Source organism: Streptomyces sp. Z26, assembly GCF_003665095.1.
Lineage (GTDB): Bacteria > Actinomycetota > Actinomycetes > Streptomycetales > Streptomycetaceae > Streptomyces > Streptomyces phytohabitans.
Genome location: NZ_RCHV01000002.1, coordinates 4248192 through 4268163, shown reverse-complemented (window position 1 = coordinate 4268163; position 19972 = coordinate 4248192). Strand labels below are relative to the sequence as shown.

Here is a 19972-nt window from a genome sequence, read left to right as displayed (position 1 = left end):
AGCCGAGCGCCCGGCGCGGCCCCCGCCCCCACGGCGGGCGCCGCGCCGTGGCGGTCAGCCCAGCGGCACGCCGGTGGTCGGCAGGCCGCCGGTGGAGCCGGTGAGCTGGCCGACCAGCGGGAGGCCGCCGAGCAGCTCGCCCGCGTTGGACGACGAGAGGTTGCCCAGCGGGCCCGGCGCGGAGCGCTCCTCCGCCAGCCGCTCCTCGGACACGACGTCCTCGGGCGTCGTCGGGGCCTTGGCGATGGAGCCCTCGCCGACGAGCGCGTTCTGGAGGGGCGCGACGTCCTGCGCCAGCTGGTTGACCGGCTCGTGGACCGGCCCCAGCGTGCCGGTCAGGTCGATGGCGGAGGCGGAGCCGGAGCCCGCCGCGACGAAGGCGGCGCCGAGCGCGGCGGTGCCGAGGGTCCTGAGGGTTGCCTGCTTCATGAGTGACTACGTCCCTGCGTGGAGGTGGGTGGAGCCCGGCGAACGTAGCCACACATCAGGACCGGTCACAAGGAAGCCCCGGCGGCCGGACGGGGTGTGTCACCCCCGCGCCGGAGCCGGGCCCCCGCTGCCGCGCGTCAGCCCGCCGAGCCGCCGGAACCGCTGGTCAGCGCGGCCTCCGGAGTCGAGCCGTGGAACAGCCACTCGGCCTTCAGCTCGGCGTACCCCGGCTTGACCACTTCGTTGATCATGGCCAGCCGTTCATCGAAAGGGATGAACGCGGACTTCATCGCGTTGACGGTGAACCACTGCATGTCGTCGAGCGTGTACTGGAACGTCCGCACCAGGTGCGCGAACTCCTCGCTCATGGTCGTGCCGCCCATCAGCCTGTTGTCCGTGTTCACCGTGGCGCGGAAGTGGAGCCGCCGCAGCAGCCCGATGGGGTGCTCTGCGTACGACGGGGCGGCGCCCGTCTGGAGGTTGGACGTCGGGCACAGCTCCAGCGGCACCCGCTTGTCGCGTACGTACGACGCGAGGCGCCCCAGTTCGACCGTGCCGTCGTCCGCGACCTCGATGTCGTCGATGATCCGTACGCCGTGGCCCAGCCGGTCGGCGCCGCACCACTGGAGCGCCTGCCAGATGGACGGCAGGCCGAACGCCTCGCCCGCGTGGATCGTGAAATGGTTGTTCTCCCGCTTCAGGTACTCGAACGCGTCGAGGTGCCGGGTCGGCGGGTGACCCGCCTCGGCGCCCGCGATGTCGAAGCCGACGACGCCCGAATCGCGGTAGCGGTTGGCGAGTTCGGCGATCTCCAGGGCGCGCGCGGCGTGCCGCATCGCGGTGAGCAGGGCGCCGACGCGGATGCGGTGCCCGGCGGCGCGGGCACGCCGTTCGCCTTCGCGGAAGCCCTCGTTGACGGCCTCGACGACCTGCTCCAGGGTGAGGCCCCGTTCGAGGTGCTGCTCCGGTGCGTACCGCACCTCCGCGTAGACCACGCCGTCCGCCGCCAGGTCCTCGGCGCACTCGGCGGCCACGCGCGTCAACGCCTCGCGGGTCTGCATGACCGCGCAGGTGTGCGCGAACGTCTCCAGATAGCGCACCAGCGAACCGGAGTCGGCGGCCTCGCGGAACCACGTCTCCAGCCGGCCCGCGTCGTCGGGCTCGGGAAGGCCGTCGTAACCGCACTCCCGGGCCAGCTCGATGATCGTGGCCGGACGGAGACCGCCGTCGAGATGGTCGTGCAGCAGCGCCTTCGGGGCGCGGCGGATCTGCTCCCTCGTGGGGAGGGTGAGAGGGGACTCGCTCGTCATCTTCGCACTGTAACGCCTACGCGCGTAGATCGGCAGTGCGCGGCGCTTCCCCGTACCCGCCGGAGCGGGCCCGTCCGCTTCCGAACAGGCAGGCGGGGACCGCGCTTCGATACCCAAAGGTGATCAACGGGCACGGGCGGTCGCACCCCGCCTTCTGTCATCGTTCTGCCATGGCTCAGCAAGCGTCGCCGGACCGACTGCCGGACCGGGAAGCCAAGTTGGGGCGGCCGATGGGTGAACGCCGATCGGTGCAGGGAGTCGTACTCCTGCTGCCCGGCGGCGAGCCCCGCGGCCTGCGCCGCCGCTCCGCCGTGTCCGTCGCCGCCGCGCTGCCGCTGGCGCGCCGGATCGCGCGCGCGGGCCAGGAGGAGGCCCTGGCGGTCCACCTCGTCCACTACCGCTACCGCGGCTGGAACGGCGCCGCCGCCCACCCCGTGGCCGACACCGAGTGGGCCGTCGACGAGGTGGTGCGGCGCTACGGCGACGTGTCCGTCTGCCTCGTCGGTACGGACGTGGGCGGGCGCGCGGCACTGCGCGCGGGCGGGCACCCGGCCGTCAGCGCCGTGCTGGCCATCGCTCCGTGGCTGCCCGACCCGGCGGACGAGCCGGGCGCGGTCGAGCGGGAGCCGGTGGCGCAGTTGGCCGGGCGGCGGGTACTGCTGGTGCACGGCACGAACGACGAGCGGAGCGACCCGGAGCTGTCGTACCGGCTGGCGGAACGCGCCAAGAAGACCAACGCCGACGTCTGCCGCTTCGAGGTGCACTCCGACGGGCACGGGTTGCACCAGCACCGCGCCGAAGTCACCGCCCTCGCCGAGGACTTCGTCCTCGGCACGCTGGGCGGCCGGGACTTCGCCCGCCCCCTCGCGGACGCCCTCGCGGCGCCGCCGCCGCTGGGGCTGCGGATGCCGCTGGCCGCCGGGTTCGGCAGCTCGCTCCCGCGCTGATCCCCCGCGCCCGCCCGCCGCCGGGGCGGCGGACGTACGGCAGCAGGTGGCCGACGGACGTCACGGCAGCAGGTGCCCGCGGTGGCCGAGCAGGAAGCCCTTGAACGCGGCCACCGGCGGGGTATCCGCCCGCCCCCGCGACCAGGCGAGGCCGATCTCGCGGACCGCGCGCGGCGCCGTGACCGCCAGCTCGCGTACGCCCGGCCGCGCGATGCCCGGCGGCGGCAGCAGCGCGACGCCGAGGCCCGCCGCCACCAGCCCGCGGATGGTCTCCGTCTCCTCGCCCTCGAAGGCGATCCGCGGCCGGAACCCGGCCTCCGCGCAGAGGGTTTCGAGCATGTGCCGCAGCCCGTACCCCGGTTCCAGCGTCACGAACGGCTCGTCCGCCGCCTCCGCGAGGCGCACCCGCTTCCGCGCCGCCAGCGGGTGGTCGTCCGGTACGACCAGGCTGAGCCGCTGCTCGTCGAGGCGGCGGGCGACCACGTCGGGGTCGTCCGGGTCCGGTACGGGCGAGGTGAGGCAGAGGTCCAGTTCGCCCGCGCGCAGGCGCTCCAGCATCGCCTCGCCGTAGTTCTGCACCAACGCGAAGCGGACGCGCGGGTGTTCGGCGCGGAAGGCGCGGATCAGGCCGGGCACGGTCTCCCAGCCGAGCGAGTGCAGGAAGCCGAACGCGACCTTGCCCGCGGCGGGATCGGCGTCGGCGCGTACGGTCTCGGCGGCCTCCTCGACGGCGGCCAGGGCCCGTTCGGCGGACGCGAGGAACGTACGGCCCGCCGGGGTGAGCGCGACCGTACGGCCACGGCGCGCGAAGAGGGCCACCCCCAGGTCCGCTTCGAGGCGGGCCACGGCGCGGCTCAACGTCGACTGCGGCACGCCGAGTTCGTCCGCGGCCCGGGTGACGTGCTCGTGCCGGGCGACGGCGACGAAGTGCGCGAGGCGCGGGGTGAGGGCGGCGCCCCAGCGGTCGGCGGTCATCGGGCGGTGCTCCCTCTCGTACGGACGGCGGTACGGGCGGCCCCTCGGCGCGCGGGACACCGCGCCGTACAGGCGTGATGCGTGACGGGAACGATTCTCGCAGTTCCACGCATTGGACGCATCAGCGGACGCGGTCGTACGTTCGGTCCATGCCTTCCGCCGACACGGCCGCGCCCACCGGAGCGGTGGACTCCGTACCCGCCGAGACCGATCCCGAGTCGACCAGGCTCCGCCCGGGGCAGGCCGGTTACCGCCGGATGACGCTCGCGCTGTTCGCCGCCGGGCTGGCCGCGTTCGGGCTGCTGTACGCCACGCAGGCGCTGCTGCCCACCATCTCCGCCGACCTCGGCGTCCCCGCCGACCACGCCAGCTGGACCGTGTCCGGCGCGACCGTCGGGCTGGCCCTCGCCGTCCTGCCGCTCAGCGCCGTCTCCGAACGCTACGGGCGCCGCCGTGTCATGACCGTCGCCCTCGGCGTCGCCGTGGGGCTGGCCCTGCTGCTGCCCCTCGCGCCCTCGCTGGGCTGGCTGATCGCGCTGCGGGTGGTGCAGGGCGCGGCCATCGCGGGCGTACCGGCGTCCGCCATGGCGTTCCTCTCCGAGGAGGTACGGGCGAAGGCGCTGGTCGGCGCGGTCGGCCTGTTCGTCGCGGGCAACAGCATCGGCGGCATGTCCGGCCGCATCCTCACCGGCTGGGTCACCGAGGCGTGGGGCTGGCGGGCGGCGCTCGCGGCGGTGGCCGCGACCTCGCTGCTGTGCGTGGTCGCGTTCTGCGTCCTCGCGCCCCGCGCCCGGCACTTCACCCCGCAGGCGGCGAGCCCGCGCGCGCTCGCCCGCACCGTACGCGGGCACCTCGGGAACGCGCTGCTGCTGCGGCTGTACGCGATCGGGCTGCTGTTCATGACCGTCTTCGGGTCCGTCTACACGGTGATCGGCTACCGCCTCACCGGCGACGCGTTCGGGCTGTCCCAGGGGCTGGCGGGCTCGGTCTTCGTCATCTACCTCGTCGGCACCGCCTCCTCCACCGCCGCCGGGCGGCTCACCGCCCGGCTCGGGCGGCGCGGCGCGCTGTACCTCGCGATCGGCACCGCCTCCACGGGGCTGCTGCTGTCCCTCTCGGGCCGCCTCGCCGTGGTGATCGCCGGTCTGGTGCTGATCACGGCGGGCTTCTTCGCCGGGCACGTCGTCGCCTCCGGCGCGGTGAGCGGGACGGTCACGACGGGCCGCGCGCAGGCGGCGGCGCTCTACCAGATGGCGTACTACCTGGGCAGCTCCCTCGGCGGCGCCGTCGGCGCGCTCGCCTACCGCGCGGCGGGCTGGGGCGCCACGGCCGCCTTCGCCCTGGCGGCGCTGGCGCTGGCGGCGTGCGTGACGCTGTACGCGACGCGGCGCGCCGTACGGGAGTCGCGCGCGACGGCGACGACGGTGGCGGCGGGCTGAGACCGCGGGGCCGGGACGGGGGTGGGGGCGGCCGTCAGTCCTGGAGGACCGCCGTGTCGATCTTCAGGTCGAACGGCTCCGGCAGCGTCAGCACCCCGCCGTACTCGACGGCCTGGAGCATCCGGTACGTCCCGCCCTCGGGCTCCCCGAACAGCGTGGCGGTCGGCCTGCCGGAGTGCCACGGGTCGAGCAGCAGGTACAGCGGGACCCCGGCCCGCGCGTAGCCGCGCGCCTTCGCCACGCGGTCGTGGTTGGCGTTGCCCCGTGAGGTGATCTCGACGGTGAGCAACGCCTCCTCGGCGGGGACGGCGTACCCAGGACTGTTGCGCACGACCTCCCGTGCCAGCACGACCAGGTCCGGGATGTACAGCTCGCTGGTCCCACCGATGGTGACACCCTGGGTCTGGTAGACGCCGCAGTCCCCGGGCATGGCGGTGTAGAGCAGCCGCTGGAGTTCCTCGGCGGCGAAGTTGTGTGCGTTGGACGGCGGCGGTGCCACGGTGACGATCCCCTCGATGATCTCCACCTTGCAGCCCTCGGGTACGAGCGTGCCCTTCCAGACACGAACGACCTGGTCGTCGTACCAGTCGTAGCCGGAGTCCGGCCCGTGGTCGACGGGGAGTGCGGTCATGGCGGTCTCCTCATATCGGTGCGTCGCCGATCCCATCATGCCGAACCCCTGCCGGAACGGTCCAGCGGCGGAGCGTCACCCGTACGGGAAACCCGCAGGTCAGCAGTGACGTTCCGCCCTCGCACGGCCCCGTCCGCGCCCCGCGCGTCAGTCGATGCGGTCCAGCACGATCGGCGGCGGCGAGGCCGCGAGGGTGCCGACCTCGTACGCGTCGGCCAGTGCCTCCAGCGCGTACGGGAAGCGCTCCGGCGTGTCCGTGTGCAGCGTCAGGAGCGGCTGGCCCTCCGTGACCTCCTCGCCCGGCTTGGCGTGGAGTTCGACGCCCGCGCCCGCCTGCACCGGGTCCTCCTTGCGCGCCCGGCCCGCGCCGAGGCGCCAGGCGGCGACGCCCACGGCGTACGCGTCGAGGCGGGCGAGCACGCCGGAGGCCGGGGCCGGGATCACGTGCCGCTCGCGGGCGGTCGGCAGGGGCGCGTCGGGGTCGCCGCCCTGGGCGCTGATCATGCGGCGCCAGTGGTCCATGGCGGAGCCGTCCGCGAGGGCCTTCGCCGGGTCGGCGTCGGTGAGCCCGGCGGCGTCCAGCATCTCGCGGGCGAGTGCCAGGGTGAGGTCGACGACGTCCTTGGGGCCGCCGCCCGCGAGGACGTGCAGGGACTCGCGTACCTCCAGGGCGTTGCCCGCGGTGAGGCCGAGCGGCGTGGACATGTCGGTGAGCAGGGCGACGGTGCGTACGCCGTGGTCGTTGCCGAGGCCGACCATGGTGGCGGCGAGTTCGCGGGCGTCGGCGGCGTTCTTCATGAACGCGCCCGAGCCGACCTTCACGTCCAGGACGAGGGAGCCGGTGCCCTCCGCGATCTTCTTGCTCATGATGGAGCTGGCGATCAACGGGATGGACTCGACGGTCCCGGTGACGTCGCGCAGCGCGTACAGCTTCTTGTCGGCCGGGGCCAGCCCGTCGCCCGCCGCGCAGATCACGGCGCCGCTCGCGTCGAGGATGTCCAGCATCTCCGGGTTGCTGAGCGACGCCCGCCAGCCCGGGATCGACTCCAGCTTGTCGAGGGTGCCGCCGGTGTGGCCGAGGCCGCGTCCGGACAGCTGCGGTACGGCGGCGCCGCACGCCGCGACCAGCGGTGCCAGCGGCAGCGTGATCTTGTCACCGACGCCGCCCGTGGAGTGCTTGTCGGCGGTGGGGCGGCTGAGCGAGGAGAAGTCCATGCGCTCGCCGGAGGCGATCATGGCCGCCGTCCAACGGGCGATCTCGGCACGCGACATGCCGTTCAGCAGGATGGCCATGGCGAGGGCGGACATCTGCTCGTCGGCGACCTCGCCGCGTGTGTACGCGTCGATGACCCAGTCGATCTGGTCGTCGCTGAGCGGCTGTCCGTCGCGCTTGGCGCGGATGACGGAAATCGCGTCCATGGGACTCGGCTCCTTCGGTACGGGTGGTACGGGGCGACCCGACCGGCCCGGCGACGTCGTACGTCCTGCGGGCGTACGTCCTGGTGGCGTACGTCCCGACGTCGTCCGGCCCGGCGGCGGGCACCCGTGCGGTTCGGCGGCCGCCGTGGTGCGGCGCGCGGCTGCCCCGGCGGTCAGCGGTCAGCGGTCGCCGTGGCGTTCCGCGAGGTCCTTCGCGTCGAACGCGGCGGGCAGCAGGTCGGACAGCGGCCGTACGCCGCCCGCCGTGTCGACCAGCATGTCCGGGCCGCCGTGCTCCCACAGCAGCTGGCGGCAGCGGCCGCACGGCATCAGCGGTTCGCCGTGCCGGTCGCAGCAGGTGAACGCCGTGAGACGGCCCCCGCCGGTGGCGTACAGCTCGGAGACGAGGCCGCACTCGGCGCAGAGCGCGACGCCGTACGCCGCGTTCTCCACGTTGCACCCGGCGACCGTACGGCCGTCGTCGACGAGCGCCGCGGCGCCGACGGGGAAGCCGGAGTACGGGGCGTAGGCCCGGGACATGACGTCCCGGGCCGTGGCCCGCAGGCCGGTCCAGTCGACGGCCGTGCCGCCCGCGGGCCCCCGCGTGTGCCCGGACGTCATGCGCCCTGGCCTCTGCGGTACGGCTTGCCGATCGTCTTCGGCGTCCGTAGTCGCTGCGCCGCCAGGGACAGCACGAGCAGCGTGGTGAGGTACGGGCTGGCCTCGACCAGCTCCAGCGGCACCGTGTCGGTGAGCGCGTACCAGGTCGCCGTCAGCACGGCGACGACGAGCGCCACGGCGGCGGCCGTACGGTTGCCGCCGCGGAACTTCCACACCGCGTACCCGGCGAGCAGCAGCGCCGCCACGAGCAGCAGCGCGTGGATCGTCGGGCCGCCGCCGCGCAGCTGGGAGCCGTCCATGAAGCCGAACAGGCCCGCGCCCATGGCGACGCCGCCCGGACGCCAGTTGCCGAAGATCATGGTGGCGAGGCCGACGTAGCCCCGGCCGCCGGTCTGGTTCTCCTGGTAGTGGTGCACGTACACCGCGAGGAACGCGCCGCCCAGGCCCGCGAGGGCGCCGGAGACGACGACGGCGGCGTACTTGTACGTGTAGACGTTGACGCCCAGGGACTCGGCCGCCACCGGGCTCTCGCCGCAGGAACGCAGCCGCAGCCCGAAGGCCGTACGCCACAGCACCACGTACGTGCCGACGAAGAGGAGCACGGCGAGGAGCGTCACCCAGGACACGTTGTCGCAGGCGGCGCGGAGGATGCCCGCGGTGTCCGAGACGAGGAACCACTCGTGCTTCTCGACGGAGGCCAGCCAGTCGGCCAGCCCCGGCACCGTGAACGTCGGCATGTCGTCGATCGGCGGCGACTGCTTGTCGTTGCCGCCCTGCGAGGCCGCGTCGCTGCCCGGGGCGCCGAACCACAGCTTCGCGAGGAACTGCACCATGCCCAGCGCCAGGATGTTGACGGCGACACCGGACACGATGTGGTCGACCCCGAAGGTGACGGTCGCGACGGCGTGCACGAGGCCGCCGAGCGCGCCGCCGAGGATGCCCGCGGCGACCGCGGCCCACGGCCCGTGCTGCCAGCCGATCCAGCCGGCGGCGAACGTGCCGAGCATCATCATGCCTTCGAGGCCGATGTTGATGACGCCCGCCCGCTCGGCCCACAGGCCGCCGAGCCCGGCCAGCCCGATCGGCACGGCCCAGCCCAGCGCGGCGCTGTACTGCCCGTAGCTGGTCAGGTCGTCGACGTCGGTGATGGCGCGGAGCGCCGAGAGGAAGACCAGCCCGCCCGCGACGAGCAGCAGGACCACCGGGTACGTGAGGCGGCGCCGTCCGGAGCCGTCCGCGCCCGGCTTGTCCTTGCCCGCGCCGCTCAGCGAACCCTGGAGCCTGGCAGTGATGTTCGTGCTCATGCGGACACCCCCGCCTTGTCGTTCGTGCCGTTGTCCCGGGCCTGCGCGGCGAGTTCCTCGCCGACCCTGCGCTGCTGGAGGCGGAGGCCGTAGCGGCGCACCAGTTCGTAGGCGATGACGACGCAGAGCACGATGACGCCCTTCATCACCTCGATGATCTCCTGCGCGTAGCCCTCCAGTTCGAGCTGGCTGCCGGTCCGGTCGAGGAAGCCCCAGAGCAGCGCGGCGAAGGCCATGCCGACCGCGTGGTTGCGGCCGAGCAGGGCGAGCGCGATGCCGGTGAAGCCGATGCCGGTGGGGAAGTCGTTGCCGTAGTTGTACGACTCGCCCAGCAGCGTGGGCATGCCGACCAGCCCGGCGGCCGCCCCGGAGAGCACCATCGAGGTGAACACCATGCGCTTCACGCTGACGCCGCTGGCCTCCGCCGCGGACTCCGAGCGGCCGACGGCGCGCAGGTCGAAGCCGAAGCGGGTGCGGTTGATCACGAACCAGTAGAGGGCGCCGACCAGGACGGCGACGACGATGAAGCCGCCGACCGGGTTCGGGTTCGTCGGGAACGTGAAGAAGTGGCCGGAGTCCGGGATGTCCGGGGTGTGGAAGAGGTTCCCGTCCTTCTCCGCGAGGCGGCCCTCCTGGAGGAAGTAGCCGATCAGGGAGCCCGCGGTGAAGTTCAGCATGATCGTGGTGATGACCTCGCTGACCCCCCGGGTGGTCTTCAGCACGCCCGCGATACCGGCCCAGATGGCGCCGGTCACCATCGCGGTGAGGATGATCACCGGGATCTGCACGAAGCCGGGGAGCGACAGCGCCCCGCCGACGACGGCGGCGAAGAAGGCCGCGATGCGGTACTGCCCGTCGACGCCGATGTTGAAGAGGTTCATCCGGAAGCCGATGGCCACGGCCAGCGCGGAGAGGTAGTACGGGACGGCCTTGTTGATGATCCAGACCTGGCTGTCGCTCTTGGAGCCGAAGTCCAGCATCACCTGGTAGGCGCGGAACGGGTCCTCGCCGGTGGCCGCGATGATCAGCGAGGTGATCACCAGCGCGGTGACGACCGCGAGCAGCGGCGCCGCGACGGCGAGGACCAGCCTGTTCCTGTCGAGCTTCACGACCGCTCCCCTCCGGTCCCGTCCTCGTGGTGTTCGAGATGGCCGCTGGCGGCGCCGGTCATCGCGGAGCCCAACTCCTCGGGGGTGATCGTGGCGGGGTCCGCGTCCGCGACCAGGCGGCCGCGGTACATGACCCGCAGGGTGTCCGAGAGGCCGATCAGCTCGTCCAGGTCGGCGGAGATCAGCAGCACCGCCAGGCCCTCGCGGCGCGCCTCGCGGATCTGGTCCCAGATCTGCGCCTGCGCGCCGACGTCCACGCCCCGGGTGGGGTGCGCGGCGATCAGCAGCTTCGGGTGGTGGCTCATCTCGCGGCCGACGATCAGCTTCTGCTGGTTGCCGCCGGAGAGGCTGGAGGCGGTGACCTCGATGCCCGGTGTGCGGACGTCGTACTCGCTGACGATCCGCTCGGTGTCCGTACGGGCCGCCTTCAGGTCCAGGACCTGGCCGCGGCTGTTCGGGGTCTCGGTGACGTGCCCGAGCATGCGGTTCTCCCACAGGGGCGCGTCCAGCAGCAGTCCGTGCCGGTGCCGGTCCTCCGGGATGTAGCCGATGCCGTCCTCGCGGCGCCTGCGGGTGCTGAGGCGGGAGATGTCGTCGCCGTCCAGCGTGACCGTGCCGCGGTCCGGGTGCCGCATGCCCATCACGGCCTCGACCAGCTCGGCCTGGCCGTTGCCCTCGACGCCCGCGACGCCCAGCACCTCGCCCTTGCGGATGGTGAACGTGATGCCGTCGAGCACCGTGCGTACGGCGCCGTCCGTGTCGGTCGCGGACAGCCGCAGGCCGTCGACGGTGAGCATCGGCACGTCCGTGACGGTCGACTCGCGGGTCTCCGGCGACGGCAGCTCGCTGCCCACCATCAGCTCCGCGAGCTGCTTCGGCGTGGTCTCGGAGGGGTGCACGGCCGCGACGGTCGTACCGCGCCGGATGACGGTGATGTCGTCGGCGACGGACAGCACCTCGCCCAGCTTGTGGGAGATGAAGATGACGGTCAGCCCCTCCGCCTTCAGCTCGCGGAGGTTGTCGAAGAGGGCGTCGACCTCCTGCGGCACGAGGACGGCGGTGGGCTCGTCGAGGATGAGCGTACGGGCGCCGCGGTAGAGGACCTTGAGGATCTCGACGCGCTGGCGGTCGGCGACGCCGAGGTCCTCGACGAGGACGTCGGGGCGGACGTTCAGGCCGTACGCGTCGGACAGTTCGGTGATCTTGCGGCGGGCGCCGCCGCGGATGCCGTACAGCTTCTCGGCGCCGAGGACGACGTTCTCCTGGACCGTGAGGTTGTCGGCGAGCATGAAGTGCTGGTGCACCATGCCGATGCCGCGCGAGATGGCGTCGGCGGGACTGCCGAACGTCACCGTCTCGCCGTCGAGCACGATGGTGCCCTCGTCCGGCTGCTGCATGCCGTAGAGGATCTTCATGAGCGTGGACTTGCCCGCGCCGTTCTCACCGACGAGGGCGTGGACGGTGCCGCGCCGCACGGTGATGTCGATGTCGTGGTTGGCGACGACGCCGGGGAAGCGCTTGGTGATGCCGTGGAGCCGGACCGCCGGTGCGGCGTCGGCCCCGGCCGCGCCGGTGGCGCTGTCCACCGGCGAACCGCCGGTCGGCGGGCTGCTGCTGGAAGTGATGACGCACTCTCCTCGGGGTGAAGGAGGGGGTCGGCCTGGGACGGGCCGACCGGAGTGGAGGGTGTGGGGCGAAGGCGACGCTATCGCGCCCGCTCCGGCCCTACGCGCGTAGCCTCCCCGCCGCCGGGACCACCCGGTGTGCCGGGGGTCGCCGGGGTCCGCGTACCGCTGGCGGAGGGGCGTGCCCTGGACGTGGAACGGGCCCGGTGCGGAGGGGTGACCTCACCGCACCGGGCCCGGTGTGACCGGCCGTACGGGTCGCCGCTACTTCTTCGGGGACTCGCTGACCTTGATCTCGCCGTCCGCGATCTTCTTCTTGGCCTCGTCGATCTTCGACGTGATGTCGTCGATGAACCCGCCGGACGTCGCCAGGGAGACGCCGTCCTCCTTGAGGGTGTACGCGTTGGTGCCGGTGAGCGGCTTGTCGTCCTCGACGCTCTTGATGAGGTCGTAGACGGCCACGTCGACGTTCTTCACGACGGAGGTGAGGATCGAGTCCTTGTACTTCGCCAGACCCGGCTGCTGGTACTGGTCGGAGTCGACGCCGATCGCCCAGGCGCCCTTCTGCTTGCTGATCGCCTCGATGGAGCCGGCGCCGGACTGGCCCGCGGCGGAGTAGATTACGTCGATGCCCCGGTCGAGCATGCCCTTCGCCTTCTCCTTGGCGGCGGCCGGGTCGTTGAAGCCCTTGTCGTTCGTCGGGTAGAGGTACTCCGACGTGAGCTTGAGCTTCGGGTCCGTGTCCTTGACGCCCTGCGCGAAGCCCGCCTCGAACTTCTGGATCAGCGCGTTGTTCACGCCGCCGATGAAGCCGACCTTGTCGGTCTTGGTCTTGAGGGCCGCCGCGACACCCGCGAGGTACGAGCCCTCGTGCTCGGAGAAGACGATGCTGTCGACGTTCTTGCCCTCGGACACCGAGTCGACGACGGCGAACGTCGTGTCGGGGAAGTCCTTCGCGACCTTCTCGATCGACTTGCCGTAGCTGAAGCCGACGCCGATGACGGGGTTGTAGCCGTCCTGGGCGAGCGAGGTGAGCCGCTGGACGCGGTCCTCCTCGGTCTCGTTGTTGCCCGCCGTCAGCATCTCGACGTCCACGTCGAGGTCCTTCTTCGCTTTGTCGGCGCCGCGCGCGGCCGACTCGTTGAAGGAGTGGTCGTCGCGGCCGCCGACGTCGAAGGCGAGGCCCACGCCCTTGTCCTTGCCGGAGTTGGACTCGGTGGAGCTCTCACCGCAGGCCGTGGCCGTCAGTGCGAGGGCCGCGGTGGCGCTGACCACGGCTGCAAGCTTGGGTACCCGACGCACGAGGACGTCCCCTTCGACTCTCGGAAGCGCCACTTCCGGCGCTGATTGCCGCCCCAGATTAACGCGCGTAGATAGCACGTAAAGGCGTCCGCCTGGGCCGTTATCGGATCGGTGTTAAGCGCGGGTGGCGCGCGTACGTACGGCACCCGGCCGACGGCGTACGGGAGCGGCCCCGCGCCGCCCGACGTGCGGGTGGCGCGGGGCCGGACTCCGGGGTCGCGAGCGGGAGTTACCAGCGGCCCGCGTCGAGCAGCGCGGCGGCGGTGAACAGCTCCACGCCCACCGTGATCGCCTGCTCGTCCGCGTCGAAGTCGCCCTGGTGCAGGTCGCGCACCGCCCGCTCCCCCGGCGTACGGACACCGAGCCGGGCCATGGCGCCCGGCACGTGCTCCAGGTACCAGGAGAAGTCCTCACCGCCGAGGCTCTGCTCGGTGTTCTCCACGCCGAACGGGCCGCGCCGCGCCACCATCGCGTCGTGCAACAGCTCGGTGGCGCCGGGCTCGTTGACGACGGGAGGCACTCCGCGTACGTAGTTGATCTCCGACTTGGCCCGGTGCAGGGCGGCCACCTCGTCGATCGCGGCGTGCACCAGGTCGGGTGCCGCGTGCCAGCCGGGCAGGTCGAGGCAGCGCAGGGTGCCGGACAGCTCGGCGCGCTGCGGGATGACGTTGCAGGCGTGACCGGAGGCGATACGGCCCCAGGTGAGCGAGACGCCGGAACGCGTGTCGACGCGGCGGGACAGCAGCGCGGGCACCTCGGTGGCCACCGCGGCCGCCGCGGCGACGAGGTCGGTCGTCAGGTGGGGGCGCGCGGTGTGGCCGCCGGGCCCGCTGAGGGCCACCTCCAGCCGGTCGCAGGCGGAGGTGATGGGGCCCTGGCGCAGCCCGATGTGCCCGACGTCGACCCGCGGGTCGCAGTGCACGGCGATGATCCGGCCGACGCCCTCCAGCACCCCGCAGTCGATCGCGTCGGGCGCGCCGCCGGGCAGCACCTCCTCGGCGGGCTGGAAGATCAGCCGTACGGGGCGGGGCAGCAGGCCCCGCCGGGCGAGGTCCGCGAGGACGAGCCCGGCGCCGAGGACGACCGTGGTGTGGATGTCGTGCCCGCAGGCGTGGGCGCGGTCGGCGACGGTGGAGCGGTACGGGACGGACTTGGTGTCCGGGATCGGCAGCGCGTCGATGTCGGCGCGCAGCGCGAGGGCGTCACCGGCTCCGGCCGGTCCGCCGATGTCGCACACGAGTCCCGTCCCCGTGGCGAGGACGCGCGGCTCCAGCCCCGCCCGCTCCAGCCGCTCCTTGATCGCGGCCGTCGTGCGGAACTCCTGCTTGCCCAGCTCGGGGTGCATGTGGAGGTCGCGCCGGAAGGCGATCAACTCGGTACGGAGGGCGTCCGGCAACGTGCCGGGCAGTGCGGGTTCGCCGGGTGACGCGGCCTTCGGCTCCGGGGACAGGAGTTGGTTCATGACGGGAGCCTAGAGCGTGCGGGAGGGCAACTGACAGTGGATCACACAAAGTTCAGCCCCACAGGGGACCAAAAAATACGCTGCGCGGCGGTTGTCTCTACCGAGAGTTGGGTATGCCTTCTCGTTCTCTCGCCCAGGGTGACGTGTGCGTCACGGCGTGCTCGGACGCCCGCGCCGCCCCCTCGGGGCAGGACACGGGCACGTTCCGGGCATGACGGACGAAGCCCACCGCGGGTCACCGCCGTGGGCCCCACCCCGCGGGCTCACCGCCGTGGCCCCACCGACGCGGGTTCACCGCGCGCTCACGACGGCAGCCGGTGCGCCGCCCGCGCCGTGCCGGTGACCCCCGACAGGAACCCCTGCGCGCGCGGCGACGCCTGCTCCGTCAGCCACGCCGGGTCCACGTCGCACACGGCGACCTTCACGTCGGTGCCCGCCAGCGCCAGCGGCAGGGTGTGCACCACCGTGGAGGGGAAGCTGAGGATCGTGTGGCCGATCGGTCCGCGCCGGGCGACGAGTTCGAGCGGCAGGTCCGGCCGTACGATCTCCAGCTGCGCGCCGTTCGCGACCCGGTGCAGCTTCTGGGCGCTCTCCCGGCGGTGTGCGAAGTAGCGCGTGGCGCCGTGCTCGCGGGCGAGCCGGGCGACGGCCTCCAGATACCGGTCCGTGTCGACGACCCCGGTCTCCACCAGCGACGTCCCGACCAGGTCCGTACCGCCGGTGAGGCGGGGCGGGCCGAAGCGGGAGCGGGTCCAGGCGAAGTCGTTCGCGCGGACGGTGACGCCCAGCTCGGCGACGGTGTCGTCCACCGGCATCGAGCTGAACACCTCGACGCGCCGCCCGCCCGTCGGTGTCAGCCGCCGCCGCGCGCGGTGCGACACCGGCCCGTACAGCACGGCGACCGGCCCGCCGGCGCCCTTGCGGTGCCAGCGGGTGAGCCGTTCGCCGCGGGCCAGTTGGCCGACGAACTCCATGGTGGCGGTGCCGTCGTCGACCACGACGACCTCCCGCGCGGCGGTGAGGTTGAGCAGCAGCTGCACGTAGCGCGAGAACGGGTCACCGATGACGATCCGCGACGCGCGGCGCAGCGGCCGGGCCAGCGACGAGAGCGTCTTGAGGGGCGCGGACGCGCCGCCGCGCGCCTCCGCCCACCGGACCGAGTGCCCCTCGTCGCGGGCGAGTTCGGCCATGCGGCGCAGCTGGCCGCGGGTCATCGGGTCGTGCGGCGGCAGGATCACGACGTCCAGCTCGAACGCGGGCCGGGCACCCGCCGACGCCCGCGCCTTGCCGGACCAGCCCGTCCGGCGCCGCTGCCGTCCCGCCCCGTCGGGCCGCCCGGCGTCCCCGGCCGGGCCCGTGTCCCCGGGCCGCCGGGTGTCCCCGTACGGCCCGGTGTCCTGCCCCGCCGGCCCCGTGCTCGTGTGCGCCCACTCCAGTACGTTCAGCAGCTGGACCGGGCTCTCCACGAACGCGAGGGTGGCGGCGTAGCGACCGTCCCCCCGGGCCGGCCCGGCGCGGCGCGCGTCGACGCGCGGCTCGGCCGGGTCCGGCTCGGGGGCTGTGTCGGCGTGGCTCAACGCGTCGGCCGGATCAGACGGTCGCGGGCTCGGCGTCGGCCACGACGCCCTGGACGCGGCGCAGCTTCTTCATCGGGCCCAGCTCGCTCTCGTAGACCTTCTTGACGCCGTCGCCGAGCGACTCCTCGATGGTGCGGATGTCGCGGACGAGGCGCTGGAGGCCCTGCGGCTCCACGGAGGCGGCCTGGTCGGAGCCCCACATGGCGCGGTCGAGGGTGATGTGCCGCTCGACGAACGTGGCGCCGAGCGCGACGGCCGCCAGGGTCGTCTGGAGGCCCGTCTCGTGGCCGCTGTAGCCGATCGGCACGTTCGGGAACTCGGCCTGGAGGGTGTGGATCATCCGCATGTTGAGTTCCTCGGCCTTGGCCGGGTACGTCGACGTGGCGTGGCAGAGCAGGATGTTCTCGCTGCCCAGGACCTCGACCGCGTGCCGGATCTGCTTCGGCGTCGACATACCGGTGGAGAGGATGACCGTACGGCCGGTGGCCCGCAGGGCGCGCAGCAGCTCGTCGTCGGTCAGCGACGCGGACGCGACCTTGTGCGCCGGGAGGTCGAACTTCTCCAGGAACGCGACGGCCTCGGTGTCCCACGGCGACGCGAACCAGTGGATGCCCGCCTTGCGGCAGTGCTCGTCGATAGCGCGGTAGCCGTCCTCGTCGAACTCGACGCGGTGGCGGTAGTCGATGTACGTCATCCGGCCCCAGGGGGTGTCGCGCTCGATGTCCCACTGGTCGCGCGGGGTGCAGATCTCGGGCGTGCGCTTCTGGAACTTGACCGCGTCGCAGCCCGCTTCGGCGGCGACGTCGATCAGCTTGAAGGCGTTCTCCAGGTCACCGTTGTGGTTGATGCCGATCTCACCGGTGATGTAGACGGGCTGGCCGGGTCCGGCGGTCTTGTCACCCAGGGTCCGGAGGCGGTTGCTGTTGGTCATGAGGAGAGGGGTTCCTTCTGCTAGGAGCTGAGGGCTGAGGGGGGTCAGAGAGAGGGGCCGAGGACCCACGAGGCGATCTCGCGGATCGCGCCGGCACCACCGGGTGCGGAGGTGACCGCGCGGGCCGCGCCGCGTACGACGTCGTGTGCGCTCGCGACCGCGACGGGCCAGCCGACGAGGTCGAAGCACGGCAGGTCGTTGACGTCGTTCCCGACGTAGAGCACGCGCTCCGGCGCGATGCCCTGCTCCTCGCACCAGGTGCGCAGTGCGAGGTCCTTCCGGTCGATGCCGTGCAGCACGGGGATCTTGAGCTTGTTCGCCCGTGCGGCGACGACCGGATTCTGCTCCGTGGACAGGATCAGCATCTTCAGCGCGTCCCGGCGGAGCGCGGCGATGCCGAGGCCGTCGCCGCGGTGCACCGCGACCAGTTCCCGTCCTTCGGAGTCGACGAGCACCCTGTCGTCGGTCTGGGTGCCGTCGAAGTCGAGTACGACCGCGTCGATGTCGGCGCGCGTGGGGCGCGGGGCCGCCGCCGCGGTCGTTTCGGAGCCCGCGTCGAGGAGCGGCGCGAGAGCACGCGCGCGGGCGAGGTCGTGCGGGTCGTCGATCTCCAGCACGCGCGCCGGGTCCGTACGGACCGTCTCGGTGCGGCCGAAGAAGCGGTGGCCCGCCTTGCGGAAGCCGGGGCCGTCCATGGCGTACGCGGCGCCCGTCTCCAGGAAGTCCTGCGGCCGGTCCTGGCGGCGGGGGCGGAACGCCTTGTCGTGGTTGACGCCGACGGCGTCCCGCTCGGCGGCGCTCCCCCGGTGGGCGTCACGGTGGGTGTCGCGGTCGGTGTCGCGCCAGACGAAGCCGTGGAACGCGGCGACCGTGAGCGCGCTGTCCGCGCCGCCCTCGACGACCGCCGCCGTGACGCCCTCGATGTCCTCCGCCGCGATGAACGGGCTGGTGCACTGCACCAGCAGCACCGCGTCCACGGGGTGCCCGTGCCGCGCCTCGTGCGTGTCCATGGCGTGCAGTACGGCGGCCTCACTGGTGGCCAGGTCGCCCGCGATGTCGTCGGGGCGTTCCACGATCTCGGCGCCCGCCGCGCGCGCGGCGGCGGCGATGGAGGCGTCGTCGGTGGAGACGGCGACGTGCGTGACGAGGCGGGCCGCCCGGCAGGCGAGCACCGCGCGGGACACGAGGGGGACGCCGCCGACCTCGGCGAGGTTCTTGGCGGGCACGCCCTTCGAGCCGCCGCGCGCGGGGATGACGGCCAGCACGTGCTGTTCCCCGACGCCGTCGTTCCGTACGGCGGCGGGTTCTGCCGTCGGCTCGGGGTGTGCCATCTGTGTTCCCTTCGCGGCCTGTGCGGCCTGGTGGTCGGACGTGCTCACAGCTCCCCCATCCGGCGGATCACCGGGGCGACGCGCTGGACGCCGTGCCGGTACGCGCCGCGCGCCGCCTCGCGTACGGCGTTCCGTACGGCCCGGCGCATGCCGGTCGCGTCCTCGGCGGTGTCGGTGCCGGGGCGGGGGGTGCCGTCGGGCGCGAAGCCGTAGCGGGCGAGGACCCGCGGCAGGTAGCCGGGCGCGGTGGCCGGGGTGTAGAAGGGCGCGGGCAGCGGCAGGCTGTCGCGCGCGACGAGGTCCGCGAGGTGGTCGCGGGCGGTGTCGAACGCCGTCGCGTACGAGGTGGCCGCGCCGCCGTCGGTCGGGCAGACGCCCTGCCGGGCGGTCCACCCCGGGTCGGCCTTCGGCAGTTCGCCCGCGTCGAGCTGGTCCCAGGAGACGAGGCAGCCGGAGCCGAGGAAGTGGTGGTTGCCGAGGGCCTCGCGGACGCCGAGGTCGGTGAGGACGGCGGTGGGCACCGCGCGGTGCAGGGACTCCAGGGCGGCCGTGGAGCTGACGGTGACGAGCAGGTCCGTACGGTCCAGGACCTCGCCCATGTGCCCGTACACCAGGCGGCAGTTGGCGGGGAGGCCGCCGGGCAGCCGCTCGGCGAGCCGCTGGTACGGCTCCTCCTCGATGTGCGTGGTGTGCTCGCCCGGCTTGCTGCGGAGCTTCACCAGCACCTCGCGGTCCGGGTGCAGCCGGGCGTGCTCGGCGGCGCGGCGGAGCAGGTACGCGCGGTCGCCGCGGTTGTCCGGTACGGACGGCTGGACGGCGAACGCCACGGTGAACGGGTGGGAACCGGCGGGCTTCCCGGCCGTGCCGACCGCGTCCGGCCCCCCGTCCGGACGCGGCCCGGTGCCGCCCAGGAAGGGCAGGGCACACTCGACGACGCTCCCGCCGTCCGCGCCGACCCCCTCGTACACCGCGCGGAACCGCTCGGCGTCGTAGCGGGAGTTGGCGAGCACCATGTCGGCGCCGTGCCGGAGCAGCAGGCCGTCGGCCAGCTTCTCGTAGACGATCCCCACGTAGCCGGTGACGAGCACCGGGCGGCGGGCCCCCGCCGTGTCCCCGGCCCCGGCGGCGGCCCGCGCGTTCGCCGCGAGACCGTGCACCATCGCCTGCACGGCGCCGCCGACGCAGGCGAGGACGATCACGTCGTACGCGTCGCGCCCGGCCGTACGGACGAAGTGCGTGCCGGTGACCTCCCGTACGGAGTCGACCTCGACGCCCACCTCGGCGAGCTGGCGCGGGGTCGGGGTGGCCCGGCCGCGCAGCAGGAGGCCCTCGATCCGGGCGTCCGGAGCGATTCGGCGGGCGGTCAGCACGCCCCATTTCCAGCGCGTGTCGGAGTCCGCGAGAACGGCGACCCGGACCGGGGAGGTGGCGGGTTCAGAAGTACGAGTGGGCACGTCACCGACGCTAGGAAGGCATTTCGTTTCGCGGCCCAACGCCAGTACAACAGACGGTTAACAGCGGATCGACGTCCGGCCAACCGCCTTGCCCGGCCGGTGGGTT

General features: G+C 73.2%; 17 protein-coding genes. 2 read left to right on the top strand and 15 right to left on the bottom strand.

Translation table 11 applies throughout. The features are described 5' to 3' along the window. Positions 1–54: 54 nt before the first annotated feature. Positions 55–429, bottom strand: coding sequence for a hypothetical protein (locus tag D7M15_RS18975; RefSeq protein ID WP_121518610.1), 375 nt, complete (start codon positions 427–429; stop codon positions 55–57). A gap of 137 nt (positions 430–566) precedes the next feature. Further along, positions 567–1739: an adenosine deaminase gene (locus D7M15_RS18970; protein WP_121518609.1), complete on the bottom strand. Its 1173-nt coding sequence runs from the start codon at positions 1737–1739 to the stop codon at positions 567–569. 170 nt (positions 1740–1909) lie between these two features. Between D7M15_RS18970 and D7M15_RS18965 the strand changes: the two genes are divergently transcribed. After that, positions 1910–2686, top strand: coding sequence for an alpha/beta hydrolase (locus D7M15_RS18965; RefSeq protein ID WP_121518608.1), 777 nt, complete (start codon positions 1910–1912; stop codon positions 2684–2686). Between the two features lie 60 nt (positions 2687–2746). Here D7M15_RS18965 and D7M15_RS18960 read toward each other — a convergent pair whose 3' ends face one another. Continuing rightward, positions 2747–3661 carry a LysR family transcriptional regulator gene (locus tag D7M15_RS18960; protein WP_121518607.1) on the bottom strand — a complete coding sequence of 305 codons (915 nt, stop codon included), beginning with the start codon at positions 3659–3661 and terminating at the stop codon, positions 2747–2749. Positions 3662–3810: 149 nt separating this feature from the next. On the opposite strand from D7M15_RS18960, the gene D7M15_RS18955 reads away from it, so the two are divergent. Further along, positions 3811–5100, top strand: a complete 1290-nt coding sequence (locus D7M15_RS18955; RefSeq protein WP_121518606.1) for an MFS transporter — start codon at positions 3811–3813, stop codon at positions 5098–5100. A gap of 34 nt (positions 5101–5134) precedes the next feature. Here the strand turns inward: D7M15_RS18955 and D7M15_RS18950 are convergent, their stop codons facing one another. The 12 genes from D7M15_RS18950 to D7M15_RS18895 all read right to left on the bottom strand — a co-directional run bounded on the left by D7M15_RS18950 (position 5135) and on the right by D7M15_RS18895 (position 19866). Continuing rightward, entirely contained in the window at positions 5135–5731 is a 597-nt protein-coding gene (locus tag D7M15_RS18950; RefSeq protein ID WP_121518605.1) for a Uma2 family endonuclease, read from the bottom strand. Between the two features lie 147 nt (positions 5732–5878). Then, positions 5879–7150, bottom strand: coding sequence for a thymidine phosphorylase (locus D7M15_RS18945; protein WP_121518604.1), 1272 nt, complete (start codon positions 7148–7150; stop codon positions 5879–5881). Positions 7151–7330: 180 nt separating this feature from the next. Continuing rightward, a complete protein-coding gene (locus D7M15_RS18940) occupies positions 7331–7771 on the bottom strand; it encodes a cytidine deaminase (RefSeq protein ID WP_121518603.1) in 441 nt (146 codons plus the stop codon). After that, a complete protein-coding gene (locus D7M15_RS18935) occupies positions 7768–9075 on the bottom strand; it encodes an ABC transporter permease (RefSeq protein ID WP_121518602.1) in 1308 nt (435 codons plus the stop codon). The genes D7M15_RS18940 and D7M15_RS18935 overlap by 4 nt, the downstream gene beginning before the upstream one ends. Next, positions 9072–10184 (bottom strand): ABC transporter permease, encoded by a 1113-nt coding sequence (locus D7M15_RS18930; RefSeq protein WP_121518601.1) that lies wholly within the window; start codon positions 10182–10184, stop codon positions 9072–9074. The genes D7M15_RS18935 and D7M15_RS18930 overlap by 4 nt, the downstream gene beginning before the upstream one ends. Continuing rightward, positions 10181–11770 (bottom strand): ABC transporter ATP-binding protein, encoded by a 1590-nt coding sequence (locus D7M15_RS18925; protein ID WP_240649371.1) that lies wholly within the window; start codon positions 11768–11770, stop codon positions 10181–10183. Before D7M15_RS18925 ends, D7M15_RS18930 begins: the two co-directional genes overlap by 4 nt. A gap of 303 nt (positions 11771–12073) precedes the next feature. After that, positions 12074–13111 carry a BMP family ABC transporter substrate-binding protein gene (locus tag D7M15_RS18920; protein ID WP_121518599.1) on the bottom strand — a complete coding sequence of 346 codons (1038 nt, stop codon included), beginning with the start codon at positions 13109–13111 and terminating at the stop codon, positions 12074–12076. Between the two features lie 229 nt (positions 13112–13340). Next, positions 13341–14573 (bottom strand): amidohydrolase, encoded by a 1233-nt coding sequence (locus D7M15_RS18915; RefSeq protein WP_121518598.1) that lies wholly within the window; start codon positions 14571–14573, stop codon positions 13341–13343. 302 nt (positions 14574–14875) lie between these two features. Then, positions 14876–16150: a hypothetical protein gene (locus D7M15_RS18910; RefSeq protein WP_240649370.1), complete on the bottom strand. Its 1275-nt coding sequence runs from the start codon at positions 16148–16150 to the stop codon at positions 14876–14878. 13 nt (positions 16151–16163) lie between these two features. Further along, the gene (locus D7M15_RS18905; RefSeq protein WP_121518597.1) at positions 16164–17081 is read right to left on the bottom strand and encodes an N-acetylneuraminate synthase family protein; all 918 of its coding nucleotides are present in this window, start codon (positions 17079–17081) and stop codon (positions 16164–16166) included. Positions 17082–17125: 44 nt separating this feature from the next. After that, positions 17126–18412, bottom strand: a complete 1287-nt coding sequence (locus D7M15_RS18900) for an acylneuraminate cytidylyltransferase (RefSeq protein WP_121518596.1) — start codon at positions 18410–18412, stop codon at positions 17126–17128. Between the two features lie 44 nt (positions 18413–18456). Beyond that, positions 18457–19866 (bottom strand): DUF6716 putative glycosyltransferase, encoded by a 1410-nt coding sequence (locus D7M15_RS18895; protein WP_121518595.1) that lies wholly within the window; start codon positions 19864–19866, stop codon positions 18457–18459. Between the last annotated feature and the right edge of the window lie 106 nt (positions 19867–19972).

Bases quoted from the DNA above. Each gene is read 5' to 3' on its own strand.
- D7M15_RS18900 (WP_121518596.1), bottom strand. From the start codon at position 18,412: ATGGCACACCCCGAGCCGACGGCAGAACCCGCCGCCGTACGGAACGAC.
- D7M15_RS18935 (WP_121518602.1), bottom strand. From the start codon at position 9,075: ATGAGCACGAACATCACTGCCAGGCTCCAGGGTTCGCTGAGCGGCGCG.
- D7M15_RS18955 (WP_121518606.1), top strand. From the start codon at position 3,811: ATGCCTTCCGCCGACACGGCCGCGCCCACCGGAGCGGTGGACTCCGTA.
- D7M15_RS18950 (WP_121518605.1), bottom strand. From the start codon at position 5,731: ATGACCGCACTCCCCGTCGACCACGGGCCGGACTCCGGCTACGACTGG.
- D7M15_RS18965 (WP_121518608.1), top strand. From the start codon at position 1,910: ATGGCTCAGCAAGCGTCGCCGGACCGACTGCCGGACCGGGAAGCCAAG.
- D7M15_RS18940 (WP_121518603.1), bottom strand. From the start codon at position 7,771: ATGACGTCCGGGCACACGCGGGGGCCCGCGGGCGGCACGGCCGTCGAC.
- D7M15_RS18905 (WP_121518597.1), bottom strand. From the start codon at position 17,081: ATGACCAACAGCAACCGCCTCCGGACCCTGGGTGACAAGACCGCCGGA.
- D7M15_RS18975 (WP_121518610.1), bottom strand. From the start codon at position 429: ATGAAGCAGGCAACCCTCAGGACCCTCGGCACCGCCGCGCTCGGCGCC.
- D7M15_RS18960 (WP_121518607.1), bottom strand. From the start codon at position 3,661: ATGACCGCCGACCGCTGGGGCGCCGCCCTCACCCCGCGCCTCGCGCAC.
- D7M15_RS18945 (WP_121518604.1), bottom strand. From the start codon at position 7,150: ATGGACGCGATTTCCGTCATCCGCGCCAAGCGCGACGGACAGCCGCTC.
- D7M15_RS18970 (WP_121518609.1), bottom strand. From the start codon at position 1,739: ATGACGAGCGAGTCCCCTCTCACCCTCCCCACGAGGGAGCAGATCCGC.
- D7M15_RS18915 (WP_121518598.1), bottom strand. From the start codon at position 14,573: ATGAACCAACTCCTGTCCCCGGAGCCGAAGGCCGCGTCACCCGGCGAA.